Origin of the sequence: Azospirillum sp. A26, from assembly GCF_042604635.1 — a bacterium.
GTDB lineage: Bacteria > Pseudomonadota > Alphaproteobacteria > Azospirillales > Azospirillaceae > Azospirillum > Azospirillum palustre.
The window spans coordinates 2,326,305-2,352,981 of record NZ_CP170472.1; the positions used below are offsets into that span (position 1 = coordinate 2,326,305).

The 26,677-nt window shown below is 67.7% G+C and carries 27 protein-coding genes; 17 read left to right on the forward strand and 10 right to left on the reverse strand.

The genetic code is table 11. The features are described from left to right. Positions 1–8: 8 nt before the first annotated feature. Complete coding sequence (locus ABNQ39_RS11710) at positions 9–575, reverse strand: invasion associated locus B family protein (RefSeq protein WP_098738831.1); 567 nt, start codon at positions 573–575, stop codon at positions 9–11. A 232-nt stretch (positions 576–807) separates the two neighbouring features. On the opposite strand from ABNQ39_RS11710, the gene ABNQ39_RS11715 reads away from it, so the two are divergent. The 6 genes from ABNQ39_RS11715 (at position 808) to ABNQ39_RS11740 (ending at position 5,916) form a co-directional block, all read left to right on the forward strand. After that, positions 808–1,182 carry a response regulator gene (locus ABNQ39_RS11715; protein WP_376957776.1) on the forward strand — a complete coding sequence of 125 codons (375 nt, stop codon included), beginning with the start codon at positions 808–810 and terminating at the stop codon, positions 1,180–1,182. A 65-nt stretch (positions 1,183–1,247) separates the two neighbouring features. Next, on the forward strand, positions 1,248–2,909 hold the full coding sequence (locus ABNQ39_RS11720; RefSeq protein ID WP_376957777.1) for an HD domain-containing phosphohydrolase: 1,662 nt from the start codon (positions 1,248–1,250) through the stop codon (positions 2,907–2,909). 134 nt (positions 2,910–3,043) lie between these two features. Continuing rightward, positions 3,044–3,292 (forward strand): DUF1272 domain-containing protein, encoded by a 249-nt coding sequence (locus ABNQ39_RS11725; protein WP_376957778.1) that lies wholly within the window; start codon positions 3,044–3,046, stop codon positions 3,290–3,292. 226 nt (positions 3,293–3,518) lie between these two features. Then, positions 3,519–4,154, forward strand: coding sequence for a glutathione S-transferase family protein (locus tag ABNQ39_RS11730; RefSeq protein ID WP_098738827.1), 636 nt, complete (start codon positions 3,519–3,521; stop codon positions 4,152–4,154). A gap of 81 nt (positions 4,155–4,235) precedes the next feature. Continuing rightward, complete coding sequence (locus ABNQ39_RS11735) at positions 4,236–5,417, forward strand: M20 aminoacylase family protein (RefSeq protein WP_376957779.1); 1,182 nt, start codon at positions 4,236–4,238, stop codon at positions 5,415–5,417. A 7-nt stretch (positions 5,418–5,424) separates the two neighbouring features. Continuing rightward, the gene (locus ABNQ39_RS11740; protein WP_376957780.1) at positions 5,425–5,916 is read left to right on the forward strand and encodes a protease complex subunit PrcB family protein; all 492 of its coding nucleotides are present in this window, start codon (positions 5,425–5,427) and stop codon (positions 5,914–5,916) included. 30 nt (positions 5,917–5,946) lie between these two features. Here ABNQ39_RS11740 and ABNQ39_RS11745 read toward each other — a convergent pair whose 3' ends face one another. Beyond that, on the reverse strand, positions 5,947–7,692 hold the full coding sequence (locus ABNQ39_RS11745) for a putative bifunctional diguanylate cyclase/phosphodiesterase (RefSeq protein WP_376957781.1): 1,746 nt from the start codon (positions 7,690–7,692) through the stop codon (positions 5,947–5,949). A 520-nt stretch (positions 7,693–8,212) separates the two neighbouring features. Here ABNQ39_RS11745 and ABNQ39_RS11750 point away from each other — a divergent pair. The 3 genes from ABNQ39_RS11750 (at position 8,213) to ABNQ39_RS11760 (ending at position 11,226) form a co-directional block, all read left to right on the forward strand. After that, positions 8,213–9,052, forward strand: a complete 840-nt coding sequence (locus ABNQ39_RS11750; RefSeq protein ID WP_376957782.1) for a universal stress protein — start codon at positions 8,213–8,215, stop codon at positions 9,050–9,052. Positions 9,053–9,384: 332 nt separating this feature from the next. Beyond that, a complete protein-coding gene (locus tag ABNQ39_RS11755) occupies positions 9,385–10,305 on the forward strand; it encodes a replication protein RepA (RefSeq protein WP_376957783.1) in 921 nt (306 codons plus the stop codon). A gap of 150 nt (positions 10,306–10,455) precedes the next feature. After that, on the forward strand, positions 10,456–11,226 hold the full coding sequence (locus tag ABNQ39_RS11760; protein ID WP_098738821.1) for a sulfite exporter TauE/SafE family protein: 771 nt from the start codon (positions 10,456–10,458) through the stop codon (positions 11,224–11,226). 19 nt (positions 11,227–11,245) lie between these two features. Here the strand turns inward: ABNQ39_RS11760 and ABNQ39_RS11765 are convergent, their stop codons facing one another. Continuing rightward, entirely contained in the window at positions 11,246–12,157 is a 912-nt protein-coding gene (locus ABNQ39_RS11765) for a methyltransferase domain-containing protein (protein WP_376957784.1), read from the reverse strand. A 111-nt stretch (positions 12,158–12,268) separates the two neighbouring features. Here ABNQ39_RS11765 and ABNQ39_RS11770 point away from each other — a divergent pair, with 111 nt between their 5' ends. The 4 genes from ABNQ39_RS11770 (at position 12,269) to ABNQ39_RS11785 (ending at position 14,547) form a co-directional block, all read left to right on the forward strand. Continuing rightward, a complete protein-coding gene (locus ABNQ39_RS11770) occupies positions 12,269–12,535 on the forward strand; it encodes a flagellar biosynthetic protein FliQ (protein ID WP_174473587.1) in 267 nt (88 codons plus the stop codon). A gap of 12 nt (positions 12,536–12,547) precedes the next feature. Beyond that, positions 12,548–13,315, forward strand: coding sequence for a ComF family protein (locus tag ABNQ39_RS11775; RefSeq protein ID WP_376957785.1), 768 nt, complete (start codon positions 12,548–12,550; stop codon positions 13,313–13,315). Between the two features lie 117 nt (positions 13,316–13,432). Next, positions 13,433–13,696 carry a glutaredoxin 3 gene (gene grxC / locus ABNQ39_RS11780; RefSeq protein WP_098738817.1) on the forward strand — a complete coding sequence of 88 codons (264 nt, stop codon included), beginning with the start codon at positions 13,433–13,435 and terminating at the stop codon, positions 13,694–13,696. Then, on the forward strand, positions 13,693–14,547 hold the full coding sequence (locus ABNQ39_RS11785; protein WP_376957786.1) for a carbon-nitrogen hydrolase family protein: 855 nt from the start codon (positions 13,693–13,695) through the stop codon (positions 14,545–14,547). The genes grxC and ABNQ39_RS11785 overlap by 4 nt, the downstream gene beginning before the upstream one ends. A gap of 15 nt (positions 14,548–14,562) precedes the next feature. On the opposite strand, the gene ABNQ39_RS11790 is transcribed toward ABNQ39_RS11785, so the two are convergent. The 5 genes from ABNQ39_RS11790 to ABNQ39_RS11810 form a co-directional block, all read right to left on the reverse strand. Continuing rightward, positions 14,563–15,042 (reverse strand): DNA polymerase III, encoded by a 480-nt coding sequence (locus ABNQ39_RS11790; protein WP_376957787.1) that lies wholly within the window; start codon positions 15,040–15,042, stop codon positions 14,563–14,565. Positions 15,043–15,052: 10 nt separating this feature from the next. Then, positions 15,053–16,909 carry a DUF294 nucleotidyltransferase-like domain-containing protein gene (locus ABNQ39_RS11795; RefSeq protein ID WP_376957788.1) on the reverse strand — a complete coding sequence of 619 codons (1,857 nt, stop codon included), beginning with the start codon at positions 16,907–16,909 and terminating at the stop codon, positions 15,053–15,055. 269 nt (positions 16,910–17,178) lie between these two features. Further along, positions 17,179–18,909 carry a cation acetate symporter gene (locus ABNQ39_RS11800; RefSeq protein WP_376957789.1) on the reverse strand — a complete coding sequence of 577 codons (1,731 nt, stop codon included), beginning with the start codon at positions 18,907–18,909 and terminating at the stop codon, positions 17,179–17,181. Continuing rightward, positions 18,906–19,208 (reverse strand): DUF485 domain-containing protein, encoded by a 303-nt coding sequence (locus tag ABNQ39_RS11805; RefSeq protein ID WP_376959781.1) that lies wholly within the window; start codon positions 19,206–19,208, stop codon positions 18,906–18,908. The genes ABNQ39_RS11800 and ABNQ39_RS11805 overlap by 4 nt, the downstream gene beginning before the upstream one ends. Positions 19,209–19,574: 366 nt before the next feature. Then, the gene (locus tag ABNQ39_RS11810) at positions 19,575–20,162 is read right to left on the reverse strand and encodes a DUF1178 family protein (RefSeq protein WP_376957790.1); all 588 of its coding nucleotides are present in this window, start codon (positions 20,160–20,162) and stop codon (positions 19,575–19,577) included. Positions 20,163–20,361: 199 nt separating this feature from the next. Between ABNQ39_RS11810 and ABNQ39_RS11815 the strand changes: the two genes are divergently transcribed. After that, on the forward strand, positions 20,362–20,922 hold the full coding sequence (locus tag ABNQ39_RS11815) for a class I SAM-dependent methyltransferase (RefSeq protein WP_376957791.1): 561 nt from the start codon (positions 20,362–20,364) through the stop codon (positions 20,920–20,922). 10 nt (positions 20,923–20,932) lie between these two features. On the opposite strand, the gene ABNQ39_RS11820 is transcribed toward ABNQ39_RS11815, so the two are convergent. Next, positions 20,933–21,517, reverse strand: a complete 585-nt coding sequence (locus ABNQ39_RS11820; protein WP_098740977.1) for an RNA methyltransferase — start codon at positions 21,515–21,517, stop codon at positions 20,933–20,935. A gap of 79 nt (positions 21,518–21,596) precedes the next feature. On the opposite strand from ABNQ39_RS11820, the gene ABNQ39_RS11825 reads away from it, so the two are divergent. The 3 genes from ABNQ39_RS11825 to ABNQ39_RS11835 all read left to right on the forward strand — a co-directional run bounded on the left by ABNQ39_RS11825 (position 21,597) and on the right by ABNQ39_RS11835 (position 25,044). Beyond that, the gene (locus tag ABNQ39_RS11825; protein WP_376957792.1) at positions 21,597–22,733 is read left to right on the forward strand and encodes an asparaginase; all 1,137 of its coding nucleotides are present in this window, start codon (positions 21,597–21,599) and stop codon (positions 22,731–22,733) included. 62 nt (positions 22,734–22,795) lie between these two features. After that, a complete protein-coding gene (locus ABNQ39_RS11830) occupies positions 22,796–23,725 on the forward strand; it encodes an AraC family transcriptional regulator (protein ID WP_376957793.1) in 930 nt (309 codons plus the stop codon). An 80-nt stretch (positions 23,726–23,805) separates the two neighbouring features. Next, the gene (locus ABNQ39_RS11835) at positions 23,806–25,044 is read left to right on the forward strand and encodes a class I SAM-dependent methyltransferase (RefSeq protein ID WP_376957794.1); all 1,239 of its coding nucleotides are present in this window, start codon (positions 23,806–23,808) and stop codon (positions 25,042–25,044) included. Between the two features lie 27 nt (positions 25,045–25,071). Here ABNQ39_RS11835 and ABNQ39_RS11840 read toward each other — a convergent pair whose 3' ends face one another. Next, the gene (locus ABNQ39_RS11840) at positions 25,072–26,454 is read right to left on the reverse strand and encodes an aspartate aminotransferase family protein (RefSeq protein WP_376957795.1); all 1,383 of its coding nucleotides are present in this window, start codon (positions 26,452–26,454) and stop codon (positions 25,072–25,074) included. Positions 26,455–26,677: the final 223 nt, after the last annotated feature.

Here is a 26,677-nt window from a genome sequence, read left to right on the forward strand (position 1 = left end):
TGCGGCGATCAGCGCTTCACGCCGCAGGCCTCGTTGATCGCGTCATAGGCCTGTCCGACACCGGCCAGGCTGTAGGTGTCGGTCGTCTTGGTACCGCGGCCGGACACGCCCTTCACCACCATCTGCTTGCCGTTGCGCAGCGCCGCGGTCACAGCGCGGTCGGCGTCGGCATCGCGGGCCCAGGCGGTCTCGCCGTCGGTGAACAGCTTGAAGTCCTTGCCGTCGATGCTGACCTCGGCCTCGCTGCCCTTCTTGAACGGATAGCCGACGATGACGCTGACGACATCCAAGGCCTTTTCCGCCGGGCGGTGGGTGACCAGCGTGTAGATGTCGCCGCGCTTCGCCTTCGGCTCCGACTTCTTGGGCTGGCTGGAGATGTAGCACACCTTCTGGCCCTTCTCCTCGAACAGGAACGCGTTCCAGTCCTTGAAGGTGCCGAGATGGCGCGGGTCGGCCGCGGCGGCCGGCGCGGCGGTCACGCCGGCAGCCAGAAAGCCGGCGGCGAGAATGGAAGAGACGACAGAACCGGCAAAGACGGCCCCGGCAAATCGGCGGACGGCGTTGGGAAGCAACATCGGTCTTGCGTCTGCTCGTTGTTGGTCCGTGGGGTGCGGGCGGACACTACCCCAAACGGACTGACCATTCCAAGACCGCCGGGCCGGTGCAGGCTCGTTTCTCACAGGCCGCCCTGCTCGCCGCGTGACATTTTGACACGCACAAGCACAATGGCGGGTCATAAACTTGCCGCTGGCGTAACCAGGGGTTCACCCTATACCTGCGCCCGGCATGAACGCGACGGGGATTGGCATGGCCAAGCTACTGGTGGTGGAAGACGATCCGGTCACGCGCAACCTGATCCGCGCGATCCTGACCCCTGAAGGCCATGACCTGACCCTGTGCGCCAGCGCCCCGGAAGCCATCGGCATCCTTTACGTCCAACAGTTCGACCTCGTCCTCACCGACATCATCATGCCCGACCATGACGGGTTCGAAGTCATCAAGGCCGCACGGACGCTGCGCCCGGAGATGCCGGTGGTCATCCTGTCGGCCATCGACGACAAGGTGCCGGCAGAACTGACCTCCGCCGCCTTCGCCAAGCTGGGTGTGTCGCGGGTGATCTCCAAGCCGGTCAACCCCAGCCTGCTAGCATCGGAGGTCTTGGCGGCACTTGTCGTCGGTTGAATGAATCACGCAATGGGATTACTTTGCCGGACGCGTACCACAGGCGCGCAACTGCTGGGAATGCCATGCTCCACGACGATGCACGGCCGGAGATGGCCGATCCGGTCGCCAAACCACCGTTCAAGGTTCTGGTCGTCGATTCCGATCCGTCGCTGCTGGCCAAGGCACGGTCGGCGGTGGAAGGATTGTCGATCGACGGCGCCGGGGTCGACCTGACCGGCGCCACCTCCGCCGCCGAGGCGCGCGACGCCCTGCAGCGGCATCCCGACACCGCCCTGATCCTGCTGGAGACCGCACTGGAAGGCCCGAAGGCGGGGTTGGAACTGGTGGCCTATCTGCGGCGTGAACTGGGCAACCAGCGCACCCGCATCCTGGTCTGCACCGACGAGCGGGATGCGGAAACCGAAGGCGGGAATGCTGGAAGCGAGGATGAGGCCATCGCCGCCAACGACGTCGGCGACTGGCGGGTCAAGGCGGACCTGACGCCGCGCGCCTTGCGCACCGCCGTCGCCGGCCAGTTGCGCACCTTCGCCAGCCTCCAGGCGCTGGCGGCGGGACGCAAGGGGCTGGCCCGCATGCTGGTGGCCACCACCGGCCTCTTGGAGATGCGCACGCCCGACGTGCTGTTCCCCAACATCCTGCCGCGCGTCGTCGGACTGCTCGGCATCGGCCACCATGCGCTCCTGTGCATCCAGGGCGACACGCTGCCGCGCGACCGCAAGATCCGCGTGCGCGCCTCCACCGGCCGCTTCGCCAAATGGAAGGACGTGGAGGTCGCGGAGCTTGGCGAACCGCGGGTGGAGGCGGCGCTGGAGCGGCTGTCGCCCAGCAGCGAGACGATCATCGAGCTGGATTTCTGCGCGCTGCGCCTGCGCGCCAACGGCGGCATCACCGGCATGATCTATGTCGAGGGCCGCAACGACGGCACCGCCCGCGAATGGCAGCTGATGGAGCTGTTCCGCAACAAATGCTCCATCGCCTTTGAGAACGCCCTGCTGATCGAGGAGTTGAACACCTCGCAGAAGGCGACCGTCCTGGCGATGGGGGCGCTGGCCGAATACAAGGACAACGCCGCCACCGGCCATCTTCAGCGCATCGAGAAGCTGGTGGGCTCCATCGCCCGCGAGCTGCACCAGCGCGAGAAGTTCCGGGACGAGCTTGACGCCGACTTCGTCGAGAAGGTCGGGCTGGCGGCCCTGCTGCACGATGTCGGCATGCTGAGCGTGTCGGACGAGACGCTGGGCATGCCGGGCGAGTTGACCGGCATCGACATGCAGATGATCCAGCGCCACACCGAGATCGGCCACCGCATCCTGGCCGAGGCGGCGGTGCCGCTGCGTGGCCGGTCGCTGCTGTCCATCGCGGCGGAGATCGCACGCTACCACCATGAGCGCTACGACGGATCGGGCTATCAGGAGGGGCTACGCGGCAGCGCCATCCCCATCGGCGCCCGCATCATGGCGGTGGCCGACGTGTTCGATGCGCTGATCAGCAGCCGCCAGTACCGCAGCGCCTGGGCGGTGGAGGATGCGATGGCCTGGATCGTCGAACGGTCGGGCCGCGACTTCGACCCCGACGTCGTCGATGCCTTCGTGCATGTCGTCCGCCGCTTCCAGACCGACGACCCCGGCTGGTTCCCGAAGGCGGGGGGCGGCCACGGCATGCTGGGCGGCGCCATCGGCCGCAAGTTGCGTGCCCTGTTCGGCCGCCGGGCGGAGGCGATGTAGCCTCCCCTCCCGGAGGGCACGGGAGCGCATGTCGCTTTGGCGGGATTTTGACGCCCACCGGCATTAGCGCCACTCACCCCGGCGCACGAAGCCCGCTATTCTCCCTGGCACACCCCCGAGCCGGAGACCGTGCCATGCTGGACCTGCGCCCCAACTGCGAATGCTGCGACCGCGACCTGCCGCCCGAGGCGACGGACGCCTATATCTGTTCCTTCGAATGCACCTTCTGCGCCGACTGCCGCGCCCGCCTGCCGGGGGAGCGCTGCCCGAATTGCGGGGGCGAGCTGGTGCGACGGCCGATCCGCCCGGCGGCGAAGCTGGCGGCCAACCCGCCGTCGGCCACGCGCATCGTGAAGCCGGACGGCTGCGCCCCGCTGTTCTAGAGTCTGTCTGATGCTTACTTGAAGCACCAGACAGACTCTAGGCTTTTGGTTTTCCGTGCGATTCACGCTTCAAGCGATTCCGCTTGAAGCGATCACACTCTAGTCCTGACGGATGGAAGGCCCGGATCGGCAGTGCTGTCGCTGGCGTTCGCCGCGCAAATCGGCCAGACTGGCGCCATCGCTCCCAGGGATCCGCCCCCGGACGGAGCGCAGGGACCGTCACAGCATGCTCACGCTCTACAGCTTTCCCACGCCCAACGGACGCAAGGCCTCCATCCTGCTGGAGGAGTTGGGACTGCCCTACACCGTCCACCGTGTCGATCTGGCCGCCGGCGAGAACAAGCGGCCGGACTTCCTGGCGGTCAGCCCGATCACCAAGATCCCGGCGCTGGCGGAAGAGCTTCCGGGCGGCCGGGTGCGGCGCCTGTTCGGCTCCGGCGCCATCCTGCTGCATTTCGCCGAGCGCACCGGCCGGCTGCTGCCCGAGGATGAGGACGAGCGGGCCGAGGCGATGAGCTGGTTCATGCTGGGCATCAGCGACCTCGGCCCCACCGCCATCGACATGCAGCGCTTCGCCGCCCGCTCCCCCGACCGCATCCCCCATGCCATCGACCTGTACAAGGGCGAGCTGATGCGTTGCTATGCGGCGCTGGAGGAGCGCCTGGGCGCGGCGGAGCATCTGGCCGGCGCCTCCTACTCCATCGCCGACATCGCCTGCTTCCCCTTCATCGCCGCCGCGGCGGTGGCGGGCGGCGGACTGCTGGAGCGGTTCCCCAACCTGAAGCGCTGGCACGACACCGTCGCCGCAAGGCCGGCGGTCCAGCGCGGAATGTCGGTTCCCGATTTGGCCGCTTCCGGCTGAGCGGACGGTCCCCGACCCTCAGCCTTCCTCACCCGGTCTTCCCCGAACGTCCTCCGGCCGTTCCAACCAGACGTCAGAGACATGCCGATCAACAACCGCATCGCCGCCTTCCAGGACGACATGACCGCGTGGCGGCGCGACATCCATGCCCACCCGGAACTGGGGTTCGAGGAAAAGCGGACCTCCGACATCGTCGCCACGAAGCTGGCGGAGTTCGGCATCGCGGTGCATCGCGGCCTGGGCGGGACCGGCGTGGTCGGCACGCTGACGGGGCTGGGCACCGGCAGCGGCCGGACCATCGGGCTGCGCGCCGACATGGATGCGCTGCCGATGCCGGAGGCCAACGACTTCGACCATGCCTCGCGCCATGCCGGCAAGATGCACGCCTGCGGCCATGACGGGCACACCGCCATGCTGCTGGGTGCCGCCCGCTATCTGGCGGAGACCCGCAACTTCGACGGCACCGTCCACTTCATCTTCCAGCCGGCCGAGGAAGGCCTGGGTGGGGCGAAACGGATGATCGACGACGGGCTGTTCCAGCAGTTCGACTGCGAGCAGGTCTATGGCCTGCACAATTGGCCGGAGCTTCCGGCCGGCCGGATCGCCGTACATCCCGGCCCGGTGATGGCCGCGGCCAACCAGTTCGAAATCCATGTGACCGGCCACGGCGCCCACGCCGCCATGCCCCATCGCGGCATCGATCCGGTCCTCGTGTCGGCCCACATCGTCACCGCGGCGCAGAGCCTGGTCAGCCGCGGCACCAACCCGGCCGAGAGTGCCGTCGTGTCGATCACGGTGGTGGAGGCCGGGACCGCGGCCAACGTCATCCCCGACAGCGCGCGGATGCGCGGCACCATGCGCACCTTCTCCGAAGAGAACCACAGCCGCATCCAGGAGCAGTTCGGCCGCCTCGTCACCAGCATCGCCGAAGGTCTGGGTGCCACGGCGGAGTTGCGCTTCCGCCCCGGCTATCCCGCCACGGTCAACAGCGAGCCGGAGGCGCGCATCGCCGCCGCCGCCGCCGCCAAGGTGGTTGGCGAGGAGAATGTGGTCTGGGCGCCGGACCCGACCATGGCGGCGGAGGATTTCGGCTATATGCTGAAGGAGCGGCCAGGCGCCTACATCTGGCTTGGCCATGGCGGGCATCTTGGGTCCTCATGCCGTCTGCACAACCCGCATTACGACTTCAACGACGCGATCCTGACCACCGGTGCCAGCTATTGGGCGTCGCTGGTCGAGACGATCCTGCCGCGGAGCGCTTGACCGTCCCATGAAGCTGCCGTCCCGTCCCCGCCTGACCCCACATCCAATCCCACATCTGATCCCGCTGCTGTTCGCCCCTGCCCTTCTGCTGGCCTCCTGCCAGGGCGGCAACGACCGCGCCGACGGCAACCTGCTGCCGGCGCAGGCGGAGGCCGGCACCGTCTGGCAGGGCGACCACAGCAGCGCAGCCGAGCGCGCCTATGTCGTCGCCCGCGACAGCGGCGAATGGTCGGCACTGTGGGCACGGGTCGGCGAGCCGGCCCCGTCCTCCCTGCCCGGCGGGCGGATGGCGGTGGCGGTGTTCCTGGGGCCGCGCGACAGCGCCGGCTACGGCGTCGCCATCGACAGCGTGCAGCAGAAGGGCGCCGACCTGATCGTCGGCTATCACGAGATGGTGCCCGGCCCCGCCCAGGCGGTGGCGCAGATGCGCACCAGCCCCTACGCGATCCGCTTGCTGCCCGGCACGGCGGGGACGCCGAAGTTCGTTCGGGGGAAGTAGAAGGCAGGCGGTGGCGTCAGACCGCCACCCTCACCGCGGCATCTGCCACGGCAACTCCCCGCCGACCAGCTTTCCGGCGTCCGCCGACGGCAGCGGGCGGGCGAAGTGGTAGCCCTGGCCATAATCGCAGGCCAGCGCCCGCAGCAGGTTGGCGTCGGCGCTGGTCTCGATGCCCTCGGCGATGACGTCGAAGCCCAGAAGACGCGCCAGATCCATGATGATGCGGACGATGGCGCGGTTTTCCTCCGACTGGTGCATGGCGGAGACGAAAGAGCGGTCGACCTTCAGGCTGTCGATGGGCAGCTTGTGCAGGTAGGACAGCGACGAATAGCCGGTGCCGAAATCGTCGATCGACAGTTTGATGCCCAGCGTCCGCAGATCGCGCAGCAGGCGGATCGACTGTTCCGCCTTGTCCATCACGGCACTTTCCGTCAGCTCCAGCTTGATCCAGGACGGTTCCACCCCGGTTTCGCGCAGAACCTCGCGCACGACCTGGACGAAGTTGGGGTCGGACAGCTGGTGGGTGGACAGGTTGACGCTCATGAACAGCGGGGCTGAGCCCGGTTCGCGGCGGTCCTGCCACTCCGCGATCTGCAAGCAGGCCTGCCGCAGCACCCAGGTGCCGAGCGACACGACCAGACCGGTGCTCTCGGCGATGGGGATGAAGATGCCGGGCGGGATGTTGCCGCGTTCCGGGTGGTTCCAGCGCATCAGCGCCTCGAACCCCGCCAGCCCGCCGGTCACCATCTCCACGATCGGCTGATAGGCGACCCACAGGTCGCTGCCGCTGTCCAGGGCACTGCGCAGGTCGTGCTCCAGCCGCACCTGCTCGACCACGTGGGAGTGCATCGCCGGGTCGAACCAGGCCTGCCGCCCGCCGCCCTGTTCACGGGCGCGGGCGGTGGCGATCTCGGCATCGCGCAGCACGTCGTCGGGACGTTCGTGGGTCGGGGCCGCGATGGCGACGCCGATGCTGGCGGACAGGAACACCGTGCCGCCCGAACTGGAGCGGGCGGAGCGCACCACCGCCGCCAGTTCTTCGATGGCACCCTCCAGCACCGGCCGGTCGCAGGCGCCGCCGGCCAGCATGGCGAAGGCATGGTCGCTGACGCGGGCGATCAGGTCGAAGGCGGCGGCCTGCGCCGCCATCCGCTGGGCCAGACCGTCCAGCACCTCGTTGGCGAAGCCCTGGCCCATGCTGCTGCGGATTTCCGCGAAGCGGTCGATGTCCAGGATGACGAGGGTGAAGGGCTCGCCCATGTTGCGGTAGTCCGCCATATGCTTCAGCAGCATCAGGCGGTTGGCCAGCCCGGTCACCGGGTCGTAATAGGCGAGGCGGAACAGGTCGTCCTGCACCTGCCGGCGTTCGGTCATGTCCTGCAGGATGACGAAATAGCCGGCGATGGCGCCGTCTTCCGCCCGGTGCGGCGCATGAAGCCGCGTGACGTAACGCTGCTGGCCGTCGGCCTGGGTGATCCAGCCTTCCGTCTGCACCGTCTCGCCCGCCAGCGCGCGCTTGGCCGCCCCGTCGGTGTTGCGCAGAAGATCCGGCCCCAGCAGGTCGCCGATGGTGGTGCCGACCGCCTTCTCCAGAGTTGTCCCCATCATCTCCAAATAGGCGCGGTTGGCGTAGATGTGCCGCCTCTGCGGGTCCATCAACGCCACCTTCACCGTCATGGCGTCGAGAATCTGACGCAGGGCATCGAGCCCCGGCGCGCCGGATGTGGCACCCGATAAAGCGTCGGCCAGCGCGGTGATTCGGGGATCAGGACTCATGGCGAGGATAGAGTGGGGTACTCATCAGGAAATCGATACCCAACACTTACGCGAAGTGTCACCCGCCCGTCAAAACCAAAGCTGCCTTAGTGCAACAGAGCTTGAACGTTTCTATAGCCCATCCATCGGAGACACGGCTGCATGTCCATGGGCATATCATAGTATTCATTCAAGTGCGGGTTGCACCATCGCCGAACGCACAATCCCGATTTTCTGCTCCTCACTGTGCGAATAGAAGAATGGATTTCGTTTTTTTATCGGGGTATCTGCGGCCTGCGATTGCATTCCAAGTCGAATGTTCGGCGAACGATCAGTCTTGTGCGGTGCAGGAACGCGGCAAAGGCATGGCTGTGCCCTGTAATGGAAGGACATCGGCGGACAGGCGCGGATTTATACTGCCAAGACAAGTGGGGATAACGATGTGAGGATGACGCACGACCCGGCGCCGCCTTACCGCAAATCCCATGATGAAAAGCCCCAATGACGGGCAGCCATCACCATTCTGGGCAGGAACCACGCCATGGCTCTCAAGGACTTCCTGGTCGTCGTCGACGATACGCCCGCGTCCGCAGCGCGTCTCGACCTCGCAGCACGGCTCGCAGCGCGGTGCGATGCGCACCTGACCGCGCTCTATGCCTTCACCGACACGGTGCTCCCCGGCTACATCGAAGCCGAAATCCCGCAGGAATTGCGTGAAAGCCGCCGCCAGAGCCGCAAGGACCAGACGGACCGGATGCAGGCGGCCTTCGACGACGTCATGCGCCTCCACGGCATGACCGACCGATCCGAATGGCTGGAGCAGGAAACCGATCCGACCATCGCCGCCGCGGTGCGCGGCCGTTATGCCGATCTGGTCGTGGTCGGCCAGCCCGATCCGGACCGCGACCGCGACCAGCTCGTCGCCCAGCCGGCGGACCTGTTGTTCGAATGCGGCCGGCCGCTTCTGGTCGTGCCCTATGCCGGCCGTTTCTCCAGCATCGGCGAGCGGGTTCTGGTCGGTTGGAACGGCAGCCGCGAGGCGGCGCGCGCCATCGGCGACGCCATGCCGCTGCTGACCGCCGCCAAGCGCGTCGTGGTGATGGCGGCCAATCCGAAGCCCGGCCCGAACGGCCTGGGCGACGAACCCTGCGCCGACATCGCCCGCCATCTGTCCCGCCACGGCTGCCACGTGGAGGCCACCCATGTCGCCACCGACGTGGTGGAACCCGGCGACACCCTGTTGAACATGGCCGCCGACGAAAGCTGCGACCTGCTGGTGATGGGCGCCTACGGCCGTTCGCGCTTCCGCGAACTGGTGCTGGGCGGCATGACCCGCTTCATGTTGCAGCACATGACGGTTCCGGTGCTGATGAGCCATTGAGGGGGTGGTCGCCTTCGGGTGCTCCCCTTTCCCGGCCGTGGGGTTAAGCGACCGCCCGCCTGTCCCCCGAGTCCCGCCGCAACCATCGCGAGTCGCCGCTCGCAGCCCGTGGGGAAAAGCGACCGTGCCTCTTTGCCCACCCTGATCCCCTTGGGGAAAAGCGGCGGATTCGTGGGGAAAAGCGGCGCGACTCGGGGTTTCCCCATGGGGACAAGCGGCGACTCAACTAATAAGTCTAACAACTAACCGTCGACTAGCACGGTCGCCTAACCCCACATTGACTCCATCGGCCGCCGCTCACCAGGATGCCACAACATCTGGGTGAGGGCGCGATGGGCGACATACACAAGCTCGTGATCGAGCATGGCCGGGACAAGGCGCGCGCCCTGGTCCGGCCCGAAGAGCGGACGCTGGTGGACATCGCCGCCGACATCCTGGCGGACGAGAACCAGCATCTCGGCATCACCTACAGCGGTTTCTGCCTGACCAGCCTGCCGCACAAGAAGCTGGCCGACGACATGCCCTGGGAAAAGCGCGGCCATCAGGTGACGCTGCTGGTCGAACCGGGCCGGCTGAAGGTGAACGGCAAGATGAAGCTGTTCGGCGTGCCCTATGGCGCGCGGGCGCGGATGATCCTGATCTATCTGCAAACCCAGGCCGTACGCACCGGCCGCCGCGAAGTCGAACTCGGCCGCTCCATGCGCGACTGGCTGACCCGGATGGGCATCAGCGTCGGCGGCGAGACCTTCCGTGGCTTCCGCGAACAGTCGCTGCGCATCTCCGCCTGCTCCTTGAAGTTCTTCTGGGACGGCGAGGACGCCGACGTTTTCGAGAAGGGCGGCATCGTCAAGCGCGGTCTGATCTTCCACGACGCTCTCGGCGACGACCGCCAGGGCACGCTGTGGAACGACGTAGTCCAGTTGGACGAGACCTTCTTCCAGGCCCTGCGCGACCATCCGGTTCCCCTGCTGGAGGAAGCGGTGCGGCAGTTGAAGGACCGTTCGTTGAGCCTGGACCTCTATGTCTGGCTCGCCTACCGGCTGCATTCGCTGAGCCGGCCGCAGCCGATCTCCTGGCCGTCGCTCTATGCGCAGTTCGGTGCCGGCTATGACCAGATGAAGCATTTCAAGCCGCGCTTCGTCCAGGCCCTGCAATATGCGCTGGCCGCCTATCCCGATGCGAAGGTCGAGCCGGCCGATGACGGCGTCGTCCTTCACCCCAGCCGCCCGCCCATCGCCCGCCTGCTGGCGTAGAAGCGTGGGGTTAAGCGACCGGCACAGAATTGCCCGCGGTCGCTTTGCCCCACACCCCGGCAAGCCCGTCCGCCATTGACCCACGTCATTGGGTCCCCCCTCCCCTCCCCCTAAGATCGCCGCCAGTTCCCGAACCGGAGAGGCTTTGCCTTGGACGCCCTGTCGCTGCTGGATGCCGGACTGAACCAGTGCGCCGTGGTCATCGACCGCGACGGCGGGCTGTTGCTGGCCCTGCTGACCGCTGGACTGGTCGGCGGCACCACCCATTGCGCCGGCATGTGCGGCCCCTTCGTGCTGGCCCAGGTGTCGGCGCGGCTGGAGCGGGTGCCGCTGTCGGCAATGTCGGAGTTCCGGCGACTGACCGGGGCGGCGGTGCTGCCCTATCATGCCGGCCGGGCGACGACCTATGCGCTGGTCGGCGCGCTGTCGGCCTCGGTCGCCGGCCATGTCGGGGCGCTGCCGGGACTGCGCTGGCTGTCGGTGGCGCTGCTGGCGCTGGCGGCGCTGTTCTTCCTCGGCTATGCCGCGCGCGGGGTCTTGTCCTGGCTCCCCAAGGCGCCGTCACTCGGCGGCAATCGGGTGCAGCGCTGGTGGAGCGAACGGGTGTCCGGCCTTGCCCGGCCGCTGTTCGGCAACCCGACGGGCTGGCGCGGCTATGGGCTGGGGGTAGCGCTGGGCTTCATTCCCTGCGGCATGCTCTATGGCGCCATCGCGGTGGCGGCGGCGAGCGGCAGTGCGCTGACCGGTGCGCTCGGCATGGCGGCTTTCGCGCTCGGCACGGTGCCGAGCCTGCTGGCGGTCGGGCTGGCCGGCCACATCGCCGGCCGCACCTGGCGCACCGCGGTCGCCCGCGTCGCCCCGGCGATCATGCTGGTGAACGCCGGGGTGCTGGGTTGGATGGCCTGGAAGCTGGTTGCGTAAACCAGCCCCTCAGCCTGTTTCAGTGGATACCGCCGCCCTTCAGCGCGTCGCCCAGCGGAACCTGCCCGCTGCCGGGCTTCAGGGGCTGCTGCTGGCTCTCATGCGGCGACCAGCCAGCGAGATAGAGCACTTCGAAGGTCACCGGGATCCGCCCGTCCGGCTCGGCATAAAGCTCGGCATAGCGCCGGGCCGCGTCGAACAGCATGGAGCGGGTTGCCGGAACCTTGCGGCGCGCCAGAACGGCATTGGTCTCGCCCATGCCGCGCAGTTCGCGCATCAGGGCGAAGGCGTCGGAATAGGTGACGGTGATCACGTCGCTGTCGACCACCGGCAGGGCGAAACCGGCACGTTGCAGCAACCCGCCGGCATCCTTGATCTCGGCGAAGGGCGACACGCGGGGGGAGACGCCGCCCGACACCTCCATCTCCGCCTCGTACAGGCAGCGGCGCAGCTCGGCCAGGGTCTGGCCGCCCAGCATGGAGGCGCAGAAGAAGCCGTCGGGCTTCAGCGCCTGCCTAATCTGCACCAGGGCGCCCGGCAGGTCGTTGACCCAGTGCAGGCTGAGATTGCTGACGGCCAGATCGAAGCTGCCGGGGGCGAAGGGCAGGAACTCCTCGTCGGCGGCGACGGTGGCAGCGACGGCGGGGTTGCTGGGATCAAGGGCAGCACGGGCGAAATCCGGCGACAGGTCGCAGGCGACCAGCCGTTCGATCCCCTTGCGGCCTTTCAGGATCCGGCCCATCGCCCCATCGTGGCAGCCGACGTCCAGCGCCAGCGGAAAGGGACGGATCACGTCCTCCAGCCGGTCGGCGAGGCGGTCGGCAATCTCCTCGAACAGGAAGGCGTGGTCGGTGAATTCGGCGACGGCGCGGTCGCGGCGGCGGCGGACGAGCGCACGGTCGAAGACGGTCATGCTGTCGGGGCTTGTCATGGCCGCACTATACCCCAGCCCGACGGCGCGACAACCGTGCTACACTTGCAGCCCAGCAACCTTCTCCACAGCACCGCTCCCGAATGGGAGGAAAACCGGACAGGCATCGGAATGGGCATCGACGAGGCTATTTCCGTCAGTCATGAAGCGCTGATGGTCATCCTGAAAATCTCGCTGCCGACGCTGGGCATCACGGCATTGCTGTCGGCCGGGCTGATGCTGTTCCAGAGCGCCACCAACATCAACGAGTCGTCGTTGCAGCAGGATATGAAGTTCTTCGCCACCCTGCTGATTCTGTTCGCCACCGGCCCGGCGATCTATCTGGCGCTGCGCGACTATACGGCGGTGATCTTCGAACGCATCGCCATGCTGCAGTGACGGGTCTGGCCGATGCAGGCGCCAGCGCCCCTTTCCGGACTTGGCCGCATCGCCAGCGGGGCGGCGACCCTGCTGCTGGACGCGCTGCTGCCGCCGCGCTGTCTCAGTTGCGGCGAAGCGGTGGACCGGCAGGGCGGCCTGTGTGCGGCCTGCTGGGTCAAGCTGACCTTCATCGCCCCGCCGCTGTGCGCCTGCTGCGGCCTTCCCTTCGAGTATGAGGCGCAGGAGGGCGCGCTGTGCGGCGCCTGTCTGGCGGCCCCGCCGCCTTTCGCCCGCGCCCGTGCCGTGCTGGCCTATGACGACGGCAGCCGGCCACTGGTTCTCGGCTTCAAGCATGGCGACCGCATCCATGCCGCAAAATCCTATGGCATCTGGCTGGCGCGGGCCGGCAAGGAGTTGCTGGCGGATGCCGACCGGCTGCTGCCGGTGCCGCTGCACCGCGGCCGCCTGTTCCGCCGCCGCTACAACCAGGCGGCCCTGCTGGCGCAGGCACTGTCGCGGCACAGCGGCATCCCCGCCACGCCCGACCTGCTGCAACGCCAGCGGTCCACCCCGACCCAGGGCGGGCTGGACCGCAAGGGGCGCCACCGCAACGTCAAGGGCGCCTTCCGCCTGCGGCCGGGACAATCGGCAAAGGACCAGGTGACCGGACAGCGGCTGGTGCTGATCGACGACGTGATGACCACCGGGGCGACGCTGGCGGAATGCACGCGGGTCCTGCTGCGCGCCGGGGCGGCGCGGGTCGACGTGCTGACCCTGGCGCGTGTGGTGCAGCGCTGACGCTTGAAAAGGGCTACGGCCGGCGACGCTGACCGGCGTCGCACGCGGGCTGCAACGTCTGGCGCCCCTCGTGGGTTGACCTTATAGTTTCTCCACGTCCAAAAGGAGCCCAGTGGCATGGCCGACGTCGTCATCTACACCACGCCCTTCTGTCCCTACTGCATGCGGGCCAAGAGCCTGCTCGACGGCAAGGGCGTGACATACGAGGAAATCGACCTCTACGCCCAGCCGGGCCGCCGCAGCGAGATGATCGAGCGGTCGGAAGGCCGGACCACCGTCCCGCAGGTCTTCATCGACGGGAAGCCGTACGGCGGCAGCGACGACATCCACGCGCTGGATCGTGCCGGCAAGCTCGACCCGCTGCTCGGCATCGCCGCGTGAGCGGGGTCGCCACCGGCACTGGCGTGCTGAAGGCCGCCTGCATCCAGGTAAATGCGGGCACGGAGCTTGAGCCGAACCTGCGGGCGGCGGGCGATCTCGTCCGCCGCGCCCGCGACGCCGGGGCGGACCTCATCGCCCTGCCGGAGAATGTCGGCTGGATCGTCCAGGGCCGCGACAAGACCATGCAGCGCGTCCGCAGCGAGGCGGAGCATCCCGGCATTCCCTTCTTCGCCGATCTGGCGCGGGAAACCGGGGCCTGGATCCTGGGCGGCACCCTGCATGTCCTGTTGGAGGACGGACGCGCCGCCAACCGCAGCTATCTGTTCGATGCCGGGGGTCAGGTCGTCGCCTCCTACGACAAGATCCACATGTTCGACGTCACGCTGAAAGACGGCGAATCCTACCGCGAGTCGGCCACCTTCCGGCCGGGCGAGCGGGCAGTCGTGGCCTCCAGCCCGTGGGGCGGTATCGGCATGACCGTCTGCTACGACGTGCGCTTCGCCTATCTCTACCGGGCGCTGGCCAAGGCGGGGGCGTCGATCCTGACGGTGCCGGCCGCCTTCACCGTGCCGACCGGCCGTGCCCACTGGCACACGCTGCTGCGCACCCGCGCCATCGAGACCGGCTGCTTCGTCGTCGCCCCGGCCCAGACCGGCAGCCACGACCAGGGCCGCCAGACCTACGGCCATTCCCTGCTGATCGCGCCGTGGGGCGAGGTGCTGGCCGATGCCGGCACCGATGTCGGTTTCATCACCGCCGACCTCGACCTCGACCGCATCGCGGAAGCCCGCGGCATGGTGCCGTCGCTGACCCACGACCGTGCCTTCGAGGTGGAGCGGATCGGGTTCTGACCCGTCCGCGTCTCCTCAGCGCCCGTCCTGTGTCAGTCGCAGCCACGCCATCGCTGCGGTCAGCGCGATGCCGAAGGCGCCGTCGGGCCGTACCGGCAGATCGAGGTCATAGACCAGACTGTCCAGCCGCAGATCGACCGCCTGCTTCGACAGGCTGCGGATCTTGCGGTCGTAATAGAGGCTCGACACCTCCGTCCGCTCCTCCGGCAGCGGGCGGCCGGTCAGGCGTTCCGCCATGGCGACGGAGAAATCCAGGTAATAGCCGACCAGTGGCCGGCCGCCGATGAAGGCATGCAGCAGGGCGCCGGCCTCGGCCATTCCGATGTCGCTGCCGGGATGGAGCAGCAGAGCGCTGCCAGTCAGGATGCGGGGACCGCGGATGCGGATGGCGGCGAAGGTCAGCGGCCTCGCAGACTCGGGATCGAAGCTGGTCGCCTCGCAATGGACCGCCACATGCTCCCGGCGGTCGGCGTCGGTGTGATCGGAGTGCGCCATGGTCGCCGCCTCAGTGGTTCAGGCGGAAATGATGGGCGATCAGTTCCTTGAAGCTCTTCACCAAACCCAGACAGTCTTTGAACTGGTCGCGGTCGAGCTTGCCCAGCCGGTCCGGGTGGACGAGGTTGTCGATCGCCTGTTCCGCTCCTTCCTCCTCAGGGAGATCGACGCGCGCCTTCAGGCGGATGGTCGACAGGATGGTGAAGGCCTCCACCAGATCGGCGGCCATCTTGCGGTCCAGCGCCCCCAGTTCGGCCAGCACCTGGATGCGCTCCACCGTATTGGTTTCCGCCCGGTGCTTTTCCAGCGCCAGCGCCCGCACGCCATGGACGATGGGGAAGATGCCGGCCTTCTTGATGTCCACCGCTTCCGCCCGGCGCCGCTCGAACAGAGTGGCGAACAGGCCGCTCGGCGTGTCGAAGGACAGGGCCGGGCGGGCGAACTGGGTGAAGAACATCTGGTTGTCCTGCAACCGGCTCAGCAGATAGTCCTTCGCCTCGGCCAGCAGCGTGGTGTCGCCGGCCACCGGAGCGGCGTCGTAGAAGATGGCGAGGTTCATCTGCGCCGCCTCGTCCGGGCGGTGGACCCAGTTGAACAGCGCGTCCTTGTAGCCGGCGAGCGGCCGCGTCCAGTCCGGGTTTGACACCATGATGTTGCCGGGACAGGGCGGATAGCCGAACTCCACCAGATGGCGGGTGAAATCGGCGGCAATCCTCGGCAGCTCGGGACAGTCGAAGCCGTCGCGCAGGATCAGTCCATTGTCCTGGTCGGTCTTCAGCAGCTGTTCGCCGCGCCCCTCGCTTCCCATCACGATCAGGCAGCTGTTGGCCAGCAGCTCCGGCGGGGCCAGCAGTTCGAACAGCTTGCGGAAGATGCGGCGGTTCAGCTCGGTCACCAGATCGGCGATGAAGGAGACCTTGACCCCGGTGGCATGCAGGGTGCGGATCAGCTCGACGATGGAGCGGCTGGCCCGGCGCAGGTCGGCGGGGTCGGTGGCATGCTCGACCTGCAACCCGATGACCTGGGAATGGTTGGACAGCACCGCCAGCAGGTCGCTTTGCCCCAACAGCCCGACGATGGCGCCCTTCTCCGTCACCACCACCCGGCGCACCGCATGCTTGGTCATCAGCACCAGCGCATTGAACAGCAGGTCGTCGCGATCCAGCGTCAGCAGTCCGTAGCGGGCGAGCGGCCCGACCGGCTCGCTCACCGGCCGGCCGTCCAGCACCACGAGGTCGCGCAGGTCGGTGCCGGTCAGGATGCCCACCGCTCCGTCCGCTCCGCGCACCAGCACGCTGCTGGCGCGGTTCTGCCGCATTGCCTCGGCCGCATCGCGCAGGCTGGCGGCGGCGTCGAGGAACAGTGGCGGGTGGAGATAGGCCTGCCGGATGCGCGCCATGGTCAGCGCCGCCATCTCGCGGTTGGACCGCAAGGCCGCCAGATCGCGCATGCGCTGGGCGAAATCGCCGAGGATGGCAGCACCGAACTCGGGATTTTCCGCCGCCAGCGCCTCCAGAGCGGGGCGCGGGATCAGGCGGCAGGCGCACTCCTCGGCCGCGACGAAACGACGGGCGGAACTGCCGCCAGCGCCGGCACCCGCGGCGCCATAGAGAGCCTGCAAGCCGAAACGGTCGCCGGGTCCATGGACCGCCGCCACCTCGCCGCCGCGGCGTTCCTGCACGGTGCCGCGCAGCACGACGAACATCGCATCGGTCGGCTCCTCCCGCGACAGCAGGACCGCATCGCGCGGGTAGAGCGCGATGTCCAGCGCCCCCGCCAGCACCGCCCGCTGATCGTCGGTCAGCAGGTCGAAGGGGGGCTGGCCGAAATCGAAGTCCGGGGAGGCGGTCGGCATCGCGTGCTGCACGGGCAGGCTCCGTCACAGGAGGGCGGGGCATCGGGAAGAGCGGGCATAAAAAAGCACCTCCGGACCGGATCCGGAGGCGCTTTCCAGGATACACCCGCCGAGCCCGAGGCCGGAAGCGGGTGCGACATTTGGCGGCGTGGTTCGGTCACCGCACGGGCTTGAGCCTTCCCCGAAGGGGGGAAGGGACGCGGTGCGAGACGCGGTCCCTTCCCTGGTCTTATTGCTCCGCCCGGTTCGTTCGAACGCCTGATCGTTTGATCGACAACCGCTTAGTGGGCCGACGCACCCTCGGCACCCAGGCCAGTCTGCGACCGGACATACTGGTCCTCGAAGTCGCGGCGCTCCTTCTCAGCCTGCGCGCTGTTGTCGGTGATCGAGAAGAACCAGATACCGGCGAAGGCAAGGATGATCGAGAACACACCCGGGTTGGCATAGCCGATGATGGCGGTCGGGTGGCCCAACACAGCCTTCCACACCGTCGGTCCGAGCGCGATCATGACGCAGGCGGAGATTAGGCCGATCGCACCGCCCATGACGGCGCCGCGGGTGGTCATCTTGCCCCAGAACATCGACATCAGCAGGACCGGGAAGTTGGTCGAGGCGGCGATGGCGAAAGCCAGACCCACCATGAAGGCGACGTTCTGGTTCTCGAAGGCGATGCCCAGAACGATAGAGACGATGCCGATCACGACCGTGGTGATCTTCGACACGCGGATCTCGTCGGCTTCGTTAACGCGGCCACGAGCGATGACCGAGGCGTAGAGGTCATGGGAGACCGCCGAGGCGCCGGCCAGCGTCAGACCCGCGACCACCGCCAGGATGGTGGCGAAGGCGACCGCCGAGATGAAGCCGAAGAACAGGTCGCCGCCGACCGCATGGGCGGTGTGGATGGCCGCCATGTTGGTGCCGCCGATGACCGAGGCGACAGCCGCCTTGACGCCTTCCACCGGAGCGGCGGTCAGGAATGGATAGGCACCGTTGGCGTCCTTGCCCAGGATCAGCACGATGGCGCCAAAGCCGATGATGAAGGTCAGGATGTAGAAGTAGCCGATGAAACCGGTCGCGTAGAAGACCGACTTGCGGGCCTCCTTGGCGTCGGAGACGGTGAAGAAGCGCATCAGGATGTGCGGCAGGCCGGCGGTGCCGAACATCAGGGTCAGGCCGAGCGAGATGGTGTCGACCGGATCGGTGACGAAGGCGCCCGGCGACATGATGGCCAGACCCTTCGGATGAACGTCGACGGCGGCTTTGAACATCGCCTCGGGGCTGAAGCCGAACTTGGCGAGGATCATGAAGGCCATGAAGGACGCGCCGGACAGCAGCAGCACCGCCTTGATGATCTGCACCCAGGTGGTCGCCAGCATGCCGCCGAAGGTCACGTAACCGATCATCAGCACGCCGACGATGATGACGGCGAACATGTAGTCGAGACCGAACAGCAGCTGGATCAGCTTGCCGGCGCCGACCATCTGAGCGATCAGGTAGAAGGTGACCGTCGCCAGCGAGCCGCAGGCCGACAGCGTGCGGATCGGCGTCTGCTTGAAGCGGTAGGAGGCGACGTCGGCGAAGGTGTACTTGCCGAGGTTGCGCAGCCGCTCCGCGATCAGGAACAGCACGAGCGGCCAGCCGACCAGGAAGCCGACCGAGTAGATCAGGCCATCGAAGCCGTTGGCGTACACCAAGCCGGCAATGCCGAGGAAAGAGGCCGCCGACATGTAGTCGCCGGCGATGGCAAGGCCGTTCTGGAAGCCGGTGATGCCGCCGCCGGCGGCGTAGAAGTCCTTGGCCGATTTGGTGCGCCGTGCCGCCCAGTAGGTGATGCCCAGCGTGAACAGCACGAAGACCAGGAACATCACAATGGCTGAGACGTTCGTCGCCTGCTTCTGCACCGCGCCGTCGACGGCGCCGGCGGCATAGACGGAGGCGGGAACCAAAGTGCCGGCCGCGGCGGCCGTCGCGGCGGCCGTGCTGGCGATGCGGGTGATGACGGCGCGCCTCACTTGGTTTCCTCCAGGATCTGGCGGTTCAGTTCATCGAATTCGCCGTTCGCCCGTCGCACATAGATGCCGGTCAGGATGAAGGCGGACAGAATGGTGAAGACGCCGATGGGCATGCCCCAGGTGGTAACGCCCGAACCGATGGGCGTGCCCAGGAACTCTTTCCCGAACGCCACCAGCAGGATGAAACCGAAATAAATGACCAGCATGGCAATCGACAAAGTCCAGGCGAAGGCGGACCGCTTCGCCACCAGTTCCTGGAACTTTGGATTGTTCACAATCCGTTGTGCGCTTTGACTCATGTGCGTCCCCTCATCGAGTGCCGGCAGCCTTCGGCGATCCATCAAGACAGGGTCTTCGGGATCAGCGGGCATTTGCCGTCCGGGCGGTCGCGTCCGGGTTTCTTCCCGTAATTCGTACGCCCTTGACCTGCCCAATTGTTTGATACAGATCATTGTTGGGCGCACCCCCTACCTTGGTCGATGGGGTGGGTTCCGAGGGGGCGGACGGCCTCGAAAAAGCAAGCCTGGGCAAGGCTGTAGCGCCATACGGCAAAGGCGCCCCCGTTGCCGGGCGCGCCTTCCAAACAGTCAGCTTTTCAAACGGTTTCGTTGGGAATCAGTCGCAGGGCCGCGCAGTGGCGCCACCCTGCAGGGACCGGCTGCCCTTCAGGAGTCGGTGCGTGGAATCCAGGGGATGCGGTGAAATGTCACACCTTCCTCGTGGAGTTCGGAAACTTCCTCGTCAGACGCCTCGCCATAGATGCCACGCGGGTCGGTCTCGCCGTAATGGATGCGTCGCGCCTCCTCGGCGAAACGGTCGCCGACATAGTCGCAGTTCTTCTCCACACTGCGCCGCACCTCGGTCAGCTGCCGCATCACCTCCGCCACCGCCTCGCGCTGGGCGTCGTTCAGGCTCGGCGGCAGGGCGGCAACCACATCGGCGGCGTTCGGCAGCGGGACCGGTGCGGGGATCGGCGCCGGAAGGGGGACCGGCACCGCAATGGCGGGAGCAGCCGGCGGCGTCAGCGACGGAGCATTCGCCGCGACGGCCTCGGCCTGTTCGCGGGCACGGTCGGCGGCCTTGGCGACGCCCTTGGCGATGCGCGGGGCCATCGGCGCCTTGCCCACCACGGTGTCGCCGCAGATCGGGCAGGCGATCTGATGGCCCGCCGCCTGTTCGTCATAGGCGGCACCGTTGCGGAACCACGCCTCGAACTGGTGGTCGGCCGAGCATCTCAACGCGAAGAGGATCATATCCCCACAAGCCCCAACTGACCCGCAGCAGGAAAGACAAGCCCGGGCACGCCGGTCCGGGTTGCGGCGCGACTCGGGAATCGCCCTAATTCAGCACGGCCGGGCCGCGCCGTCAAACGCCGGACGGGCCATGCGTGCGTACCTGCTGTGATATCGTTCCCGACACCATCGAAAAAAGTCCGGATAAGGGAATTTCTCCATGCCCACACCCCATCCGCTGTCGCCGCCCTCCCCCTGGGTAGAGCGATTCGCCCCGCTGGTGCGGGCGGGCGGGACGGTGCTCGACCTCGCCTGCGGCGGCGGACGGCATCTGCGCCTGTTCCATCGCCTTGGCCATCCGGTGATGGGGCTGGACCGCGACCTCGGCGGCGTCGCCGATCTGGAAGGCAGCGCGAACGTCGCCCTCGTTCAGGCAGACCTGGAAAGCGGCGACTCGGGCATTTCCCCCAACTCCCTGTCGGTTGACGGCACCTTCGCCGGGATCGTGGTCACCAACTACCTGCACCGCCCGCTCTTCCCCGCCATCCTGGCGGCGCTGGAGCCGGGCGGCGTGCTGATCTACGAGACCTTCGCCGACGGCAATGCCCGCTTCGGCCGCCCGTCCTCTCCCGACTTCCTGCTGCGGCGGGGCGAGTTGCTGGAGGCGGTGCATGGCAGGCTTCAGGTGGTGGCCTTCGAACAGGGCAAGCTGTCAGTGCCCAAGCCCGCGGTGGTGCAGCGGATCTGCGCCGTCGCCGGGGAGGATCCGCTGCCGCTCTGATCCCGCATCCTTACTCGTCGCTGTCGTCGGCGACCGGCTTCTGCTCGCCGCGGATGCGTCGGCGGCGGTCCTCCTTGCGCATGATCTGCTTGCCATGCTTGTGCTGGGCCGGCCCCTCCAGCGGGCCGCCGGGACGCACCGGGCGCTCGGCAAAGCGTCCGAGCGAGATCATGCGGTCGTACATCACAAGCGCCCCGGCGACGCCGACATTGATGCAGAATGACATCGGGATCTTCACCACATGGTCGCAGCGCGCCAGCAGGGCGGGCGACAGGCTGTCGCGCTCCGGCCCCAGCACATAGGCGGCGCGCGACGGGTGACGGAAGCTGGGCAGTTCCACCGCGTCGTCAGTCAGTTCCACCCCGACCAGCATGCAGTCCCTGGGCAGGGTGAAATCGGCCACCCGCTCGTGGATGTAGAGCGGCAGGTGCAGCGTGGCGCCGGAGGTATCGACCAGCTTCGTCTCGCGCAGGTCCGGCTCTGGATCGATGGCGAAGAAGAAGGAAGCGCCGAAGGCATGGGCGGTGCGCATCAGGTTGCCGACATTGCCCGGCTTGCTGATCCGCTCCACTCCGATTCCGAAATAGCCACGCATGAAGAGCCCGCTGATCTTGGTAAGGATATGACCGGGCGGGAGCTTGCCGCCGCAGCCCGCCCGAGGCAAGCTTGCCGGCATGAGCCCAGACAATCCTCACGACCATTCCTCCTGCTGCGGCGGCGATCACCACCACGGCCATTCCCACCATCACGGCCACCAGCATGGCGAGAGCGCCGAAGGCCGTGCCGACCTGTCCGGCCCGGCGGAAAGCCCGATCATCGTCGAGGTGACGCGCGGCAGCCTGGTGGAGTCGGTCCACCGCGCCCGCGCCTGCATCGTCGATGCCGGCGGCCATGTGCTGGCACGCTGGGGCGACATCGACTCACCGGTCTACCCGCGCTCCGCCATCAAGTCGCTGCAGGCGATCCCGCTGGTGGAAAGCGGCGCGCTCGACGCCTTCGGGCTGGGGGATGAGGAGTTGGCGCTCGCCTGCTCCTCCCACAATGGCGAGGCGCGCCACACCCAACTGGTGCGGTCCTGGGCCGGGCGGGTCGGGCTGACGCTCGACGATTACGAATGCGGCGCCCAGATCCCCTACGATCCCGCCACCGCCGAGGATCTGGTCCGCCGCGGCGAGCCGCCGACCGCCTTCCACAACAACTGTTCCGGCAAGCACAGCGGCTTCCTGACGACCGCCAAGCACAGGGGCGAGCGGCTGAAGGGCTATGTCCGCTACGAACACCCCGTGCAGCAGCGCATCCTGGGCGTGATGGAGCAGATGACGGGCCAGGACCTGTTCGGCGCGCCCTGGGGCGTGGACGGCTGCTCCATCCCCACCATCGGCATCCCGCTGGGGGCTATCGCCTATGCCATGGCCCGCATCGCCGATCCGGTCGACCTGCCCGACGCACGGGCCGAGGCGGTCACCCGCATCGCCGCCGCCTGGGGCAAGCACCCCTTCCTGATCGGCGGCACCGGCACCTTCGACACGGCGCTGATGGAAGCGGCCGGCGGCGCCGTGCTGGTCAAGGGCGGGGCGGAAGGGGTCGGCTGCGTCGTGATCCCCGAGCAGGGCATCGGCATCGCCCTGAAGATCGAGGATGGCGCCGCCCGTGCCCGCGAGGTGGCGCTGGCCGCCCTGATCCGCTCGACCCAGGCGCTGACCGAGGCGCAATGGGCGCGCGTACCACAGTTGCTGACCACCCCGCTGCTGAACCGCGCCGGCACGCGGGTGGGCGAGGTGCGGCCGGCAGCTGGCTGGCCGGCGGCGTAACTCCGCAAGCGCGATCAAGCGGCTGCCGGCTAGCATCGGCGGGACTGGAGGATGTCATGCCCATGACCAACGCCACGACCAACGACAGCATCTCCGCCGACGCAACGGCAGTGTGCCCCGTGCCGTGTTCCGCGGTTGCGGCCAAGCCCGGTACACGGCTCGATTACGGCGACCGGATCGAACGGGTGGTGACATTCATCGCCGCGCATCTGGACGAACCACTCGACCTCGGCCGGCTGGCGGAGGTCGCCTGCTTCTCGCCCTACCACTTCCACCGCATCTACCGGGCGATCACCGGCGAGACGGCGGCGGAGACCCTGCGCCGGCTGCGACTGCACCGGGCAGCGGGCGATCTGGTGCGCGACAGCATCGCCATGCCGGCCATCACCCGGCGGGCGGGGTATGGCAGCGTCGAGGCCTTCACCCGCGCCTTCGGGCAGAGCTATGGCGTGACGCCGGCCGCCTACCGCAAGCGCGGACGGCTCAATCCTCCAGTCCCAGCCAACCACCAGATGGAGGACAGCATGCACGACGTCGAAATCCGCGACCTTCCCGCCCACCGCATCGTCGGGCTGCCGCACACCGGCCCCTACATGACCATAGGCACCAGCTTCGACCGGCTCTTTACCTGGGCGTCCAAGCAGGGGCTGACCGGCCCCGGCACCCGCAGCTTCGCCATCTATTACGACGATCCGGAATCGGTGAGGCCGGAGGAGTTGCGCTCCTTCGCCGGGCTGATGCTGGAGCTGGGCGTCGTCGAGGATGAGGTGATCCGCGTGGTGGACATTCCCGGCGGGCGTCATGCCGTGGTCCGGCACCAGGGACCTTATGCCGAATTGGGCGCGGTCTACCGCTGGCTCTACGGCGAGTGGCTGCCCAACAGCGGCCACGCGCCGGGAGACGCCCCCTGCTACGAGGAGTATCTCAACAACCCACGGGCCTTGCCGCCGGCCGATTGGCTGACGGAAATCTGCGTTCCCCTGGCCGACTGAACCCTGACCACCGAACGGCTGTCATTAGGCGGGTGCGGTGCTATGGTCGCCGCGCCCATTTTTCCCGTTGAGCGGTTCCCATGAGCATCGACGACCTGCGCGCCCAGTATGAAGCCTATCCCTATCCGGCGCGCAATCCGTCCGACGAGGCCGGACGGCTGATCACCGGCTCGCCCAGCCATTTGGACGAGCTGGTGCAGCATGTCTTCGGCGGCCGGATCGACCATAGCAAGCCGCTGCGGGTTCTGGTGGCCGGCGGCGGCACGGGGGACGGCACCATCATGCTGGCACAGCAGATGGCCGATGCCGGGAACCCCGGCCGCATCACCTACATCGACCTGTCGGACGCCAGTCGCGCGGTCGCCGAGGCGCGGGCCAGGGCGCGCGGGCTGACCAACATCGACTTCCAACGTGGGTCGCTGCTGGAACTGGACGAGGTCACGGCGCAAGCGGGGCCGTTCGACTACATCGACTGCTGCGGCGTGCTGCACCATCTGGACGACCCGTCTGCCGGCCTGCGCTCGCTGGCCGGTGCGCTGGCGCCCGGCGGCGGCATCGGCATCATGGTCTACGCACCCTACGGCCGCACCGGCGTCTATCCGATGCAGGAGGCTCTGCGCGGCATGACCGAGGGGTTGCCGCCGGCCGAGAAGGTGGCGCTGGCCCGCCGGCTGATCCAGGCGCTGCCGCCGGCCAACTGGCTGTTGAACAACCCGCACATCGGCGACCACCGGCTGGCCGACGCCAATCTCTACGATCTGCTGCTGCACAGCTGCGACCGCCCCTACAGCGTGCCGCAGTTGGTGGAGCTGGCGGACAGCGCCGGGCTCGCCGTCGCGACGCTGATCGACCCGCTGCGCTACGAGCCCTCTCTGTGGGTTAAGGACGCCCGCGTCCTGAAGCAGCTGTCGGGGCTGACCATGCTGGAGCGCGCCGCCTGGACCGAGCGCATCACCGGCGCCTTCACCAAGCACATCGCCTATCTGCTGCGTCCCGCCGACCTAGAGGCCGCCCGCATCCAGCCGGACGGGCCGGACGTGTTCCCGGTCCTGCGCGACATCGACGGCAGGACCGTGGCAAAGGCGGTGCCCCCCGGCGGCAGCCTGGAATTCGACCTGATGGGCAGCGTGGTGTCGCTTCCCCTGCCCCGGCTGGCCGGCCCGATCCTGTCGCGGATCGATGGCAGGACCAGCCTGGGCGCCCTGCACGCCGCCATCGAACCGACCGCCAAGGTCACCTGGGAGCAATTTCTCACCCAGTTCCGCCAACTGTTCGACGCGCTGGGCGGGCTGGGCAAGATGCATCTGCGGCGGGGATAGGACGGAGGCCCTATCCCCGGCCGATCCCTAACCCCGCAGAACCGGCACCGCGGCGTCGAGCGCCTTGGTCAGCCGGTCGAAGGTCTGGTGGATTTCCGCCTCGGAGATCACCAGCGGCGGGCAGAGCGCGATGGAATCGCCCATGGCGCGAACGATCAGGCCATTGTCCTGGGTCAAGCCGTTGACCAGGGCACCGGCACGGCCGGGCGGATCGAAAGGCGTCTTGGTCGCCTTGTCGGCCACCAGTTCCAGCGCACCGATCAGGCCGATGCCGCGGGCCTCGCCGACCAGCGGATGGTCCGCCAGCGCCTTCAACCGCGACTGGAAGGCCGGGGCGACCGAGCGGACATGGCCGACGATGTCGCGTTCCTCGTAGATGTTCAGCGTTTCCAGCGCCACCGCCGCCGCCACCGGGTGGGCGGAGTAGGTGTAGCCATGGCCGAAGGTGCCGATCTTCCGGCTTTCGTCGACACAGGCGCGATAGATGGCGTCGCTCACCATCACGGCGGAGATCGGCAGATAGCCCGACGACAGCTGCTTGGCGCAGGTCAGGATGTCCGGCTGCATGCCGACGGTCTGGCTGCCCCAGAAATTGCCGGTACGGCCGAAGCCGCAGATCACCTCGTCGGCGACCAGCAGGATGTCGTATTTCTTCAACACCGCCTGGATCTTGGCGAAGTAGGTCGCGGGCGGAACCACGACGCCGCCGGCGCCCATGATCGGCTCGGCGAACATGGCGGCGATGGTGTCCGGCCCCTCGGCCAGGATCAGCGCCTCCAGCTGTTCGGCCAGACGGGTGGCGAAGGCCTCCTCGCTCTCGCCTTCAAGCCCATTGCGATAATGGTGCGGGCAATCGCCGTGGATGATGCGGGCGATCGGCAGGTCGAAGTCGCGGTGGTTGTTGGGCAACCCGGTCAGGCTGGCGGTCGCCACCGTCACGCCGTGATAGGCACGCTGGCGCGACAGGATCTTCTTCTTCTCCGGCCGGCCGAGCGCGTTGTTGTAGTACCAGATCAGCTTGATCGCGGTGTCGTTGGCCTCCGAGCCTGAATTGGCGAAGAAGACCTTGGACATCGGCACCGGCGCCAGACCGATCAGCTTTTCGGCCAGATCGATGCCGGGCTCGTGCGACTTGTGGCCGAAGATGTGATAGGTGGACAGCTGACGCATCTGCTTGGTCGCCGCCTGGACCAGCCGCTCCTCCCCCCAGCCGAGCGAGACGCACCACAGGCTGGCCATGCCCTCGATGTAATCCTTGCCGCCGTCGTCGAAGACGTGGATGCCTTCGCCACGTTCGATGATCATCGGCCCCTGCGTCTCATGGGCATGCAGGTTGGTGTAAGGATGGAGGACGAAGGCCTTGTCGCGGCTGGCGGCAGAGTTGCCGGCGGTGCTGCCCGGAGCGGTCATGGAGTGGGTCTTCCTGTTCGGTCTTGTCGGGTTCGTTCCCCCTGGATGGCCGCGATGGCTCACCGCAAGGTGTTCGATTTGTTAAACACTATCGCCGATCATACGCACAGTTTCGCCACTCGACAAACCCGCTTCGCCGTCATCCGTGCCATGCGCGCAAGACGCTGGCGGGACGTGAAATCGGATGGGACAGCTTGACCGGAACGACGAGAGGGAGGAACCG

Coding starts and splice junctions, on each gene's coding strand:
- ABNQ39_RS11710 (WP_098738831.1), bottom strand. CDS start 575: ATGTTGCTTCCCAACGCCGTCCGCCGATTTGCCGGGGCCGTCTTTGCC.
- ABNQ39_RS11715 (WP_376957776.1), top strand. CDS start 808: ATGGCCAAGCTACTGGTGGTGGAAGACGATCCGGTCACGCGCAACCTG.
- ABNQ39_RS11720 (WP_376957777.1), top strand. CDS start 1,248: ATGCTCCACGACGATGCACGGCCGGAGATGGCCGATCCGGTCGCCAAA.
- ABNQ39_RS11725 (WP_376957778.1), top strand. CDS start 3,044: ATGCTGGACCTGCGCCCCAACTGCGAATGCTGCGACCGCGACCTGCCG.
- ABNQ39_RS11730 (WP_098738827.1), top strand. CDS start 3,519: ATGCTCACGCTCTACAGCTTTCCCACGCCCAACGGACGCAAGGCCTCC.
- ABNQ39_RS11735 (WP_376957779.1), top strand. CDS start 4,236: ATGCCGATCAACAACCGCATCGCCGCCTTCCAGGACGACATGACCGCG.
- ABNQ39_RS11740 (WP_376957780.1), top strand. CDS start 5,425: ATGAAGCTGCCGTCCCGTCCCCGCCTGACCCCACATCCAATCCCACAT.
- ABNQ39_RS11745 (WP_376957781.1), bottom strand. CDS start 7,692: ATGAGTCCTGATCCCCGAATCACCGCGCTGGCCGACGCTTTATCGGGT.
- ABNQ39_RS11750 (WP_376957782.1), top strand. CDS start 8,213: ATGGCTCTCAAGGACTTCCTGGTCGTCGTCGACGATACGCCCGCGTCC.
- ABNQ39_RS11755 (WP_376957783.1), top strand. CDS start 9,385: ATGGGCGACATACACAAGCTCGTGATCGAGCATGGCCGGGACAAGGCG.
- ABNQ39_RS11765 (WP_376957784.1), bottom strand. CDS start 12,157: ATGACAAGCCCCGACAGCATGACCGTCTTCGACCGTGCGCTCGTCCGC.
- ABNQ39_RS11770 (WP_174473587.1), top strand. CDS start 12,269: ATGGGCATCGACGAGGCTATTTCCGTCAGTCATGAAGCGCTGATGGTC.
- ABNQ39_RS11775 (WP_376957785.1), top strand. CDS start 12,548: ATGCAGGCGCCAGCGCCCCTTTCCGGACTTGGCCGCATCGCCAGCGGG.
- grxC (WP_098738817.1), top strand. CDS start 13,433: ATGGCCGACGTCGTCATCTACACCACGCCCTTCTGTCCCTACTGCATG.
- ABNQ39_RS11790 (WP_376957787.1), bottom strand. CDS start 15,042: ATGGCGCACTCCGATCACACCGACGCCGACCGCCGGGAGCATGTGGCG.
- ABNQ39_RS11805 (WP_376959781.1), bottom strand. CDS start 19,208: ATGAGTCAAAGCGCACAACGGATTGTGAACAATCCAAAGTTCCAGGAA.
- ABNQ39_RS11810 (WP_376957790.1), bottom strand. CDS start 20,162: ATGATCCTCTTCGCGTTGAGATGCTCGGCCGACCACCAGTTCGAGGCG.
- ABNQ39_RS11815 (WP_376957791.1), top strand. CDS start 20,362: ATGCCCACACCCCATCCGCTGTCGCCGCCCTCCCCCTGGGTAGAGCGA.
- ABNQ39_RS11820 (WP_098740977.1), bottom strand. CDS start 21,517: ATGCGTGGCTATTTCGGAATCGGAGTGGAGCGGATCAGCAAGCCGGGC.
- ABNQ39_RS11825 (WP_376957792.1), top strand. CDS start 21,597: ATGAGCCCAGACAATCCTCACGACCATTCCTCCTGCTGCGGCGGCGAT.
- ABNQ39_RS11830 (WP_376957793.1), top strand. CDS start 22,796: ATGACCAACGCCACGACCAACGACAGCATCTCCGCCGACGCAACGGCA.
- ABNQ39_RS11835 (WP_376957794.1), top strand. CDS start 23,806: ATGAGCATCGACGACCTGCGCGCCCAGTATGAAGCCTATCCCTATCCG.
- ABNQ39_RS11840 (WP_376957795.1), bottom strand. CDS start 26,454: ATGACCGCTCCGGGCAGCACCGCCGGCAACTCTGCCGCCAGCCGCGAC.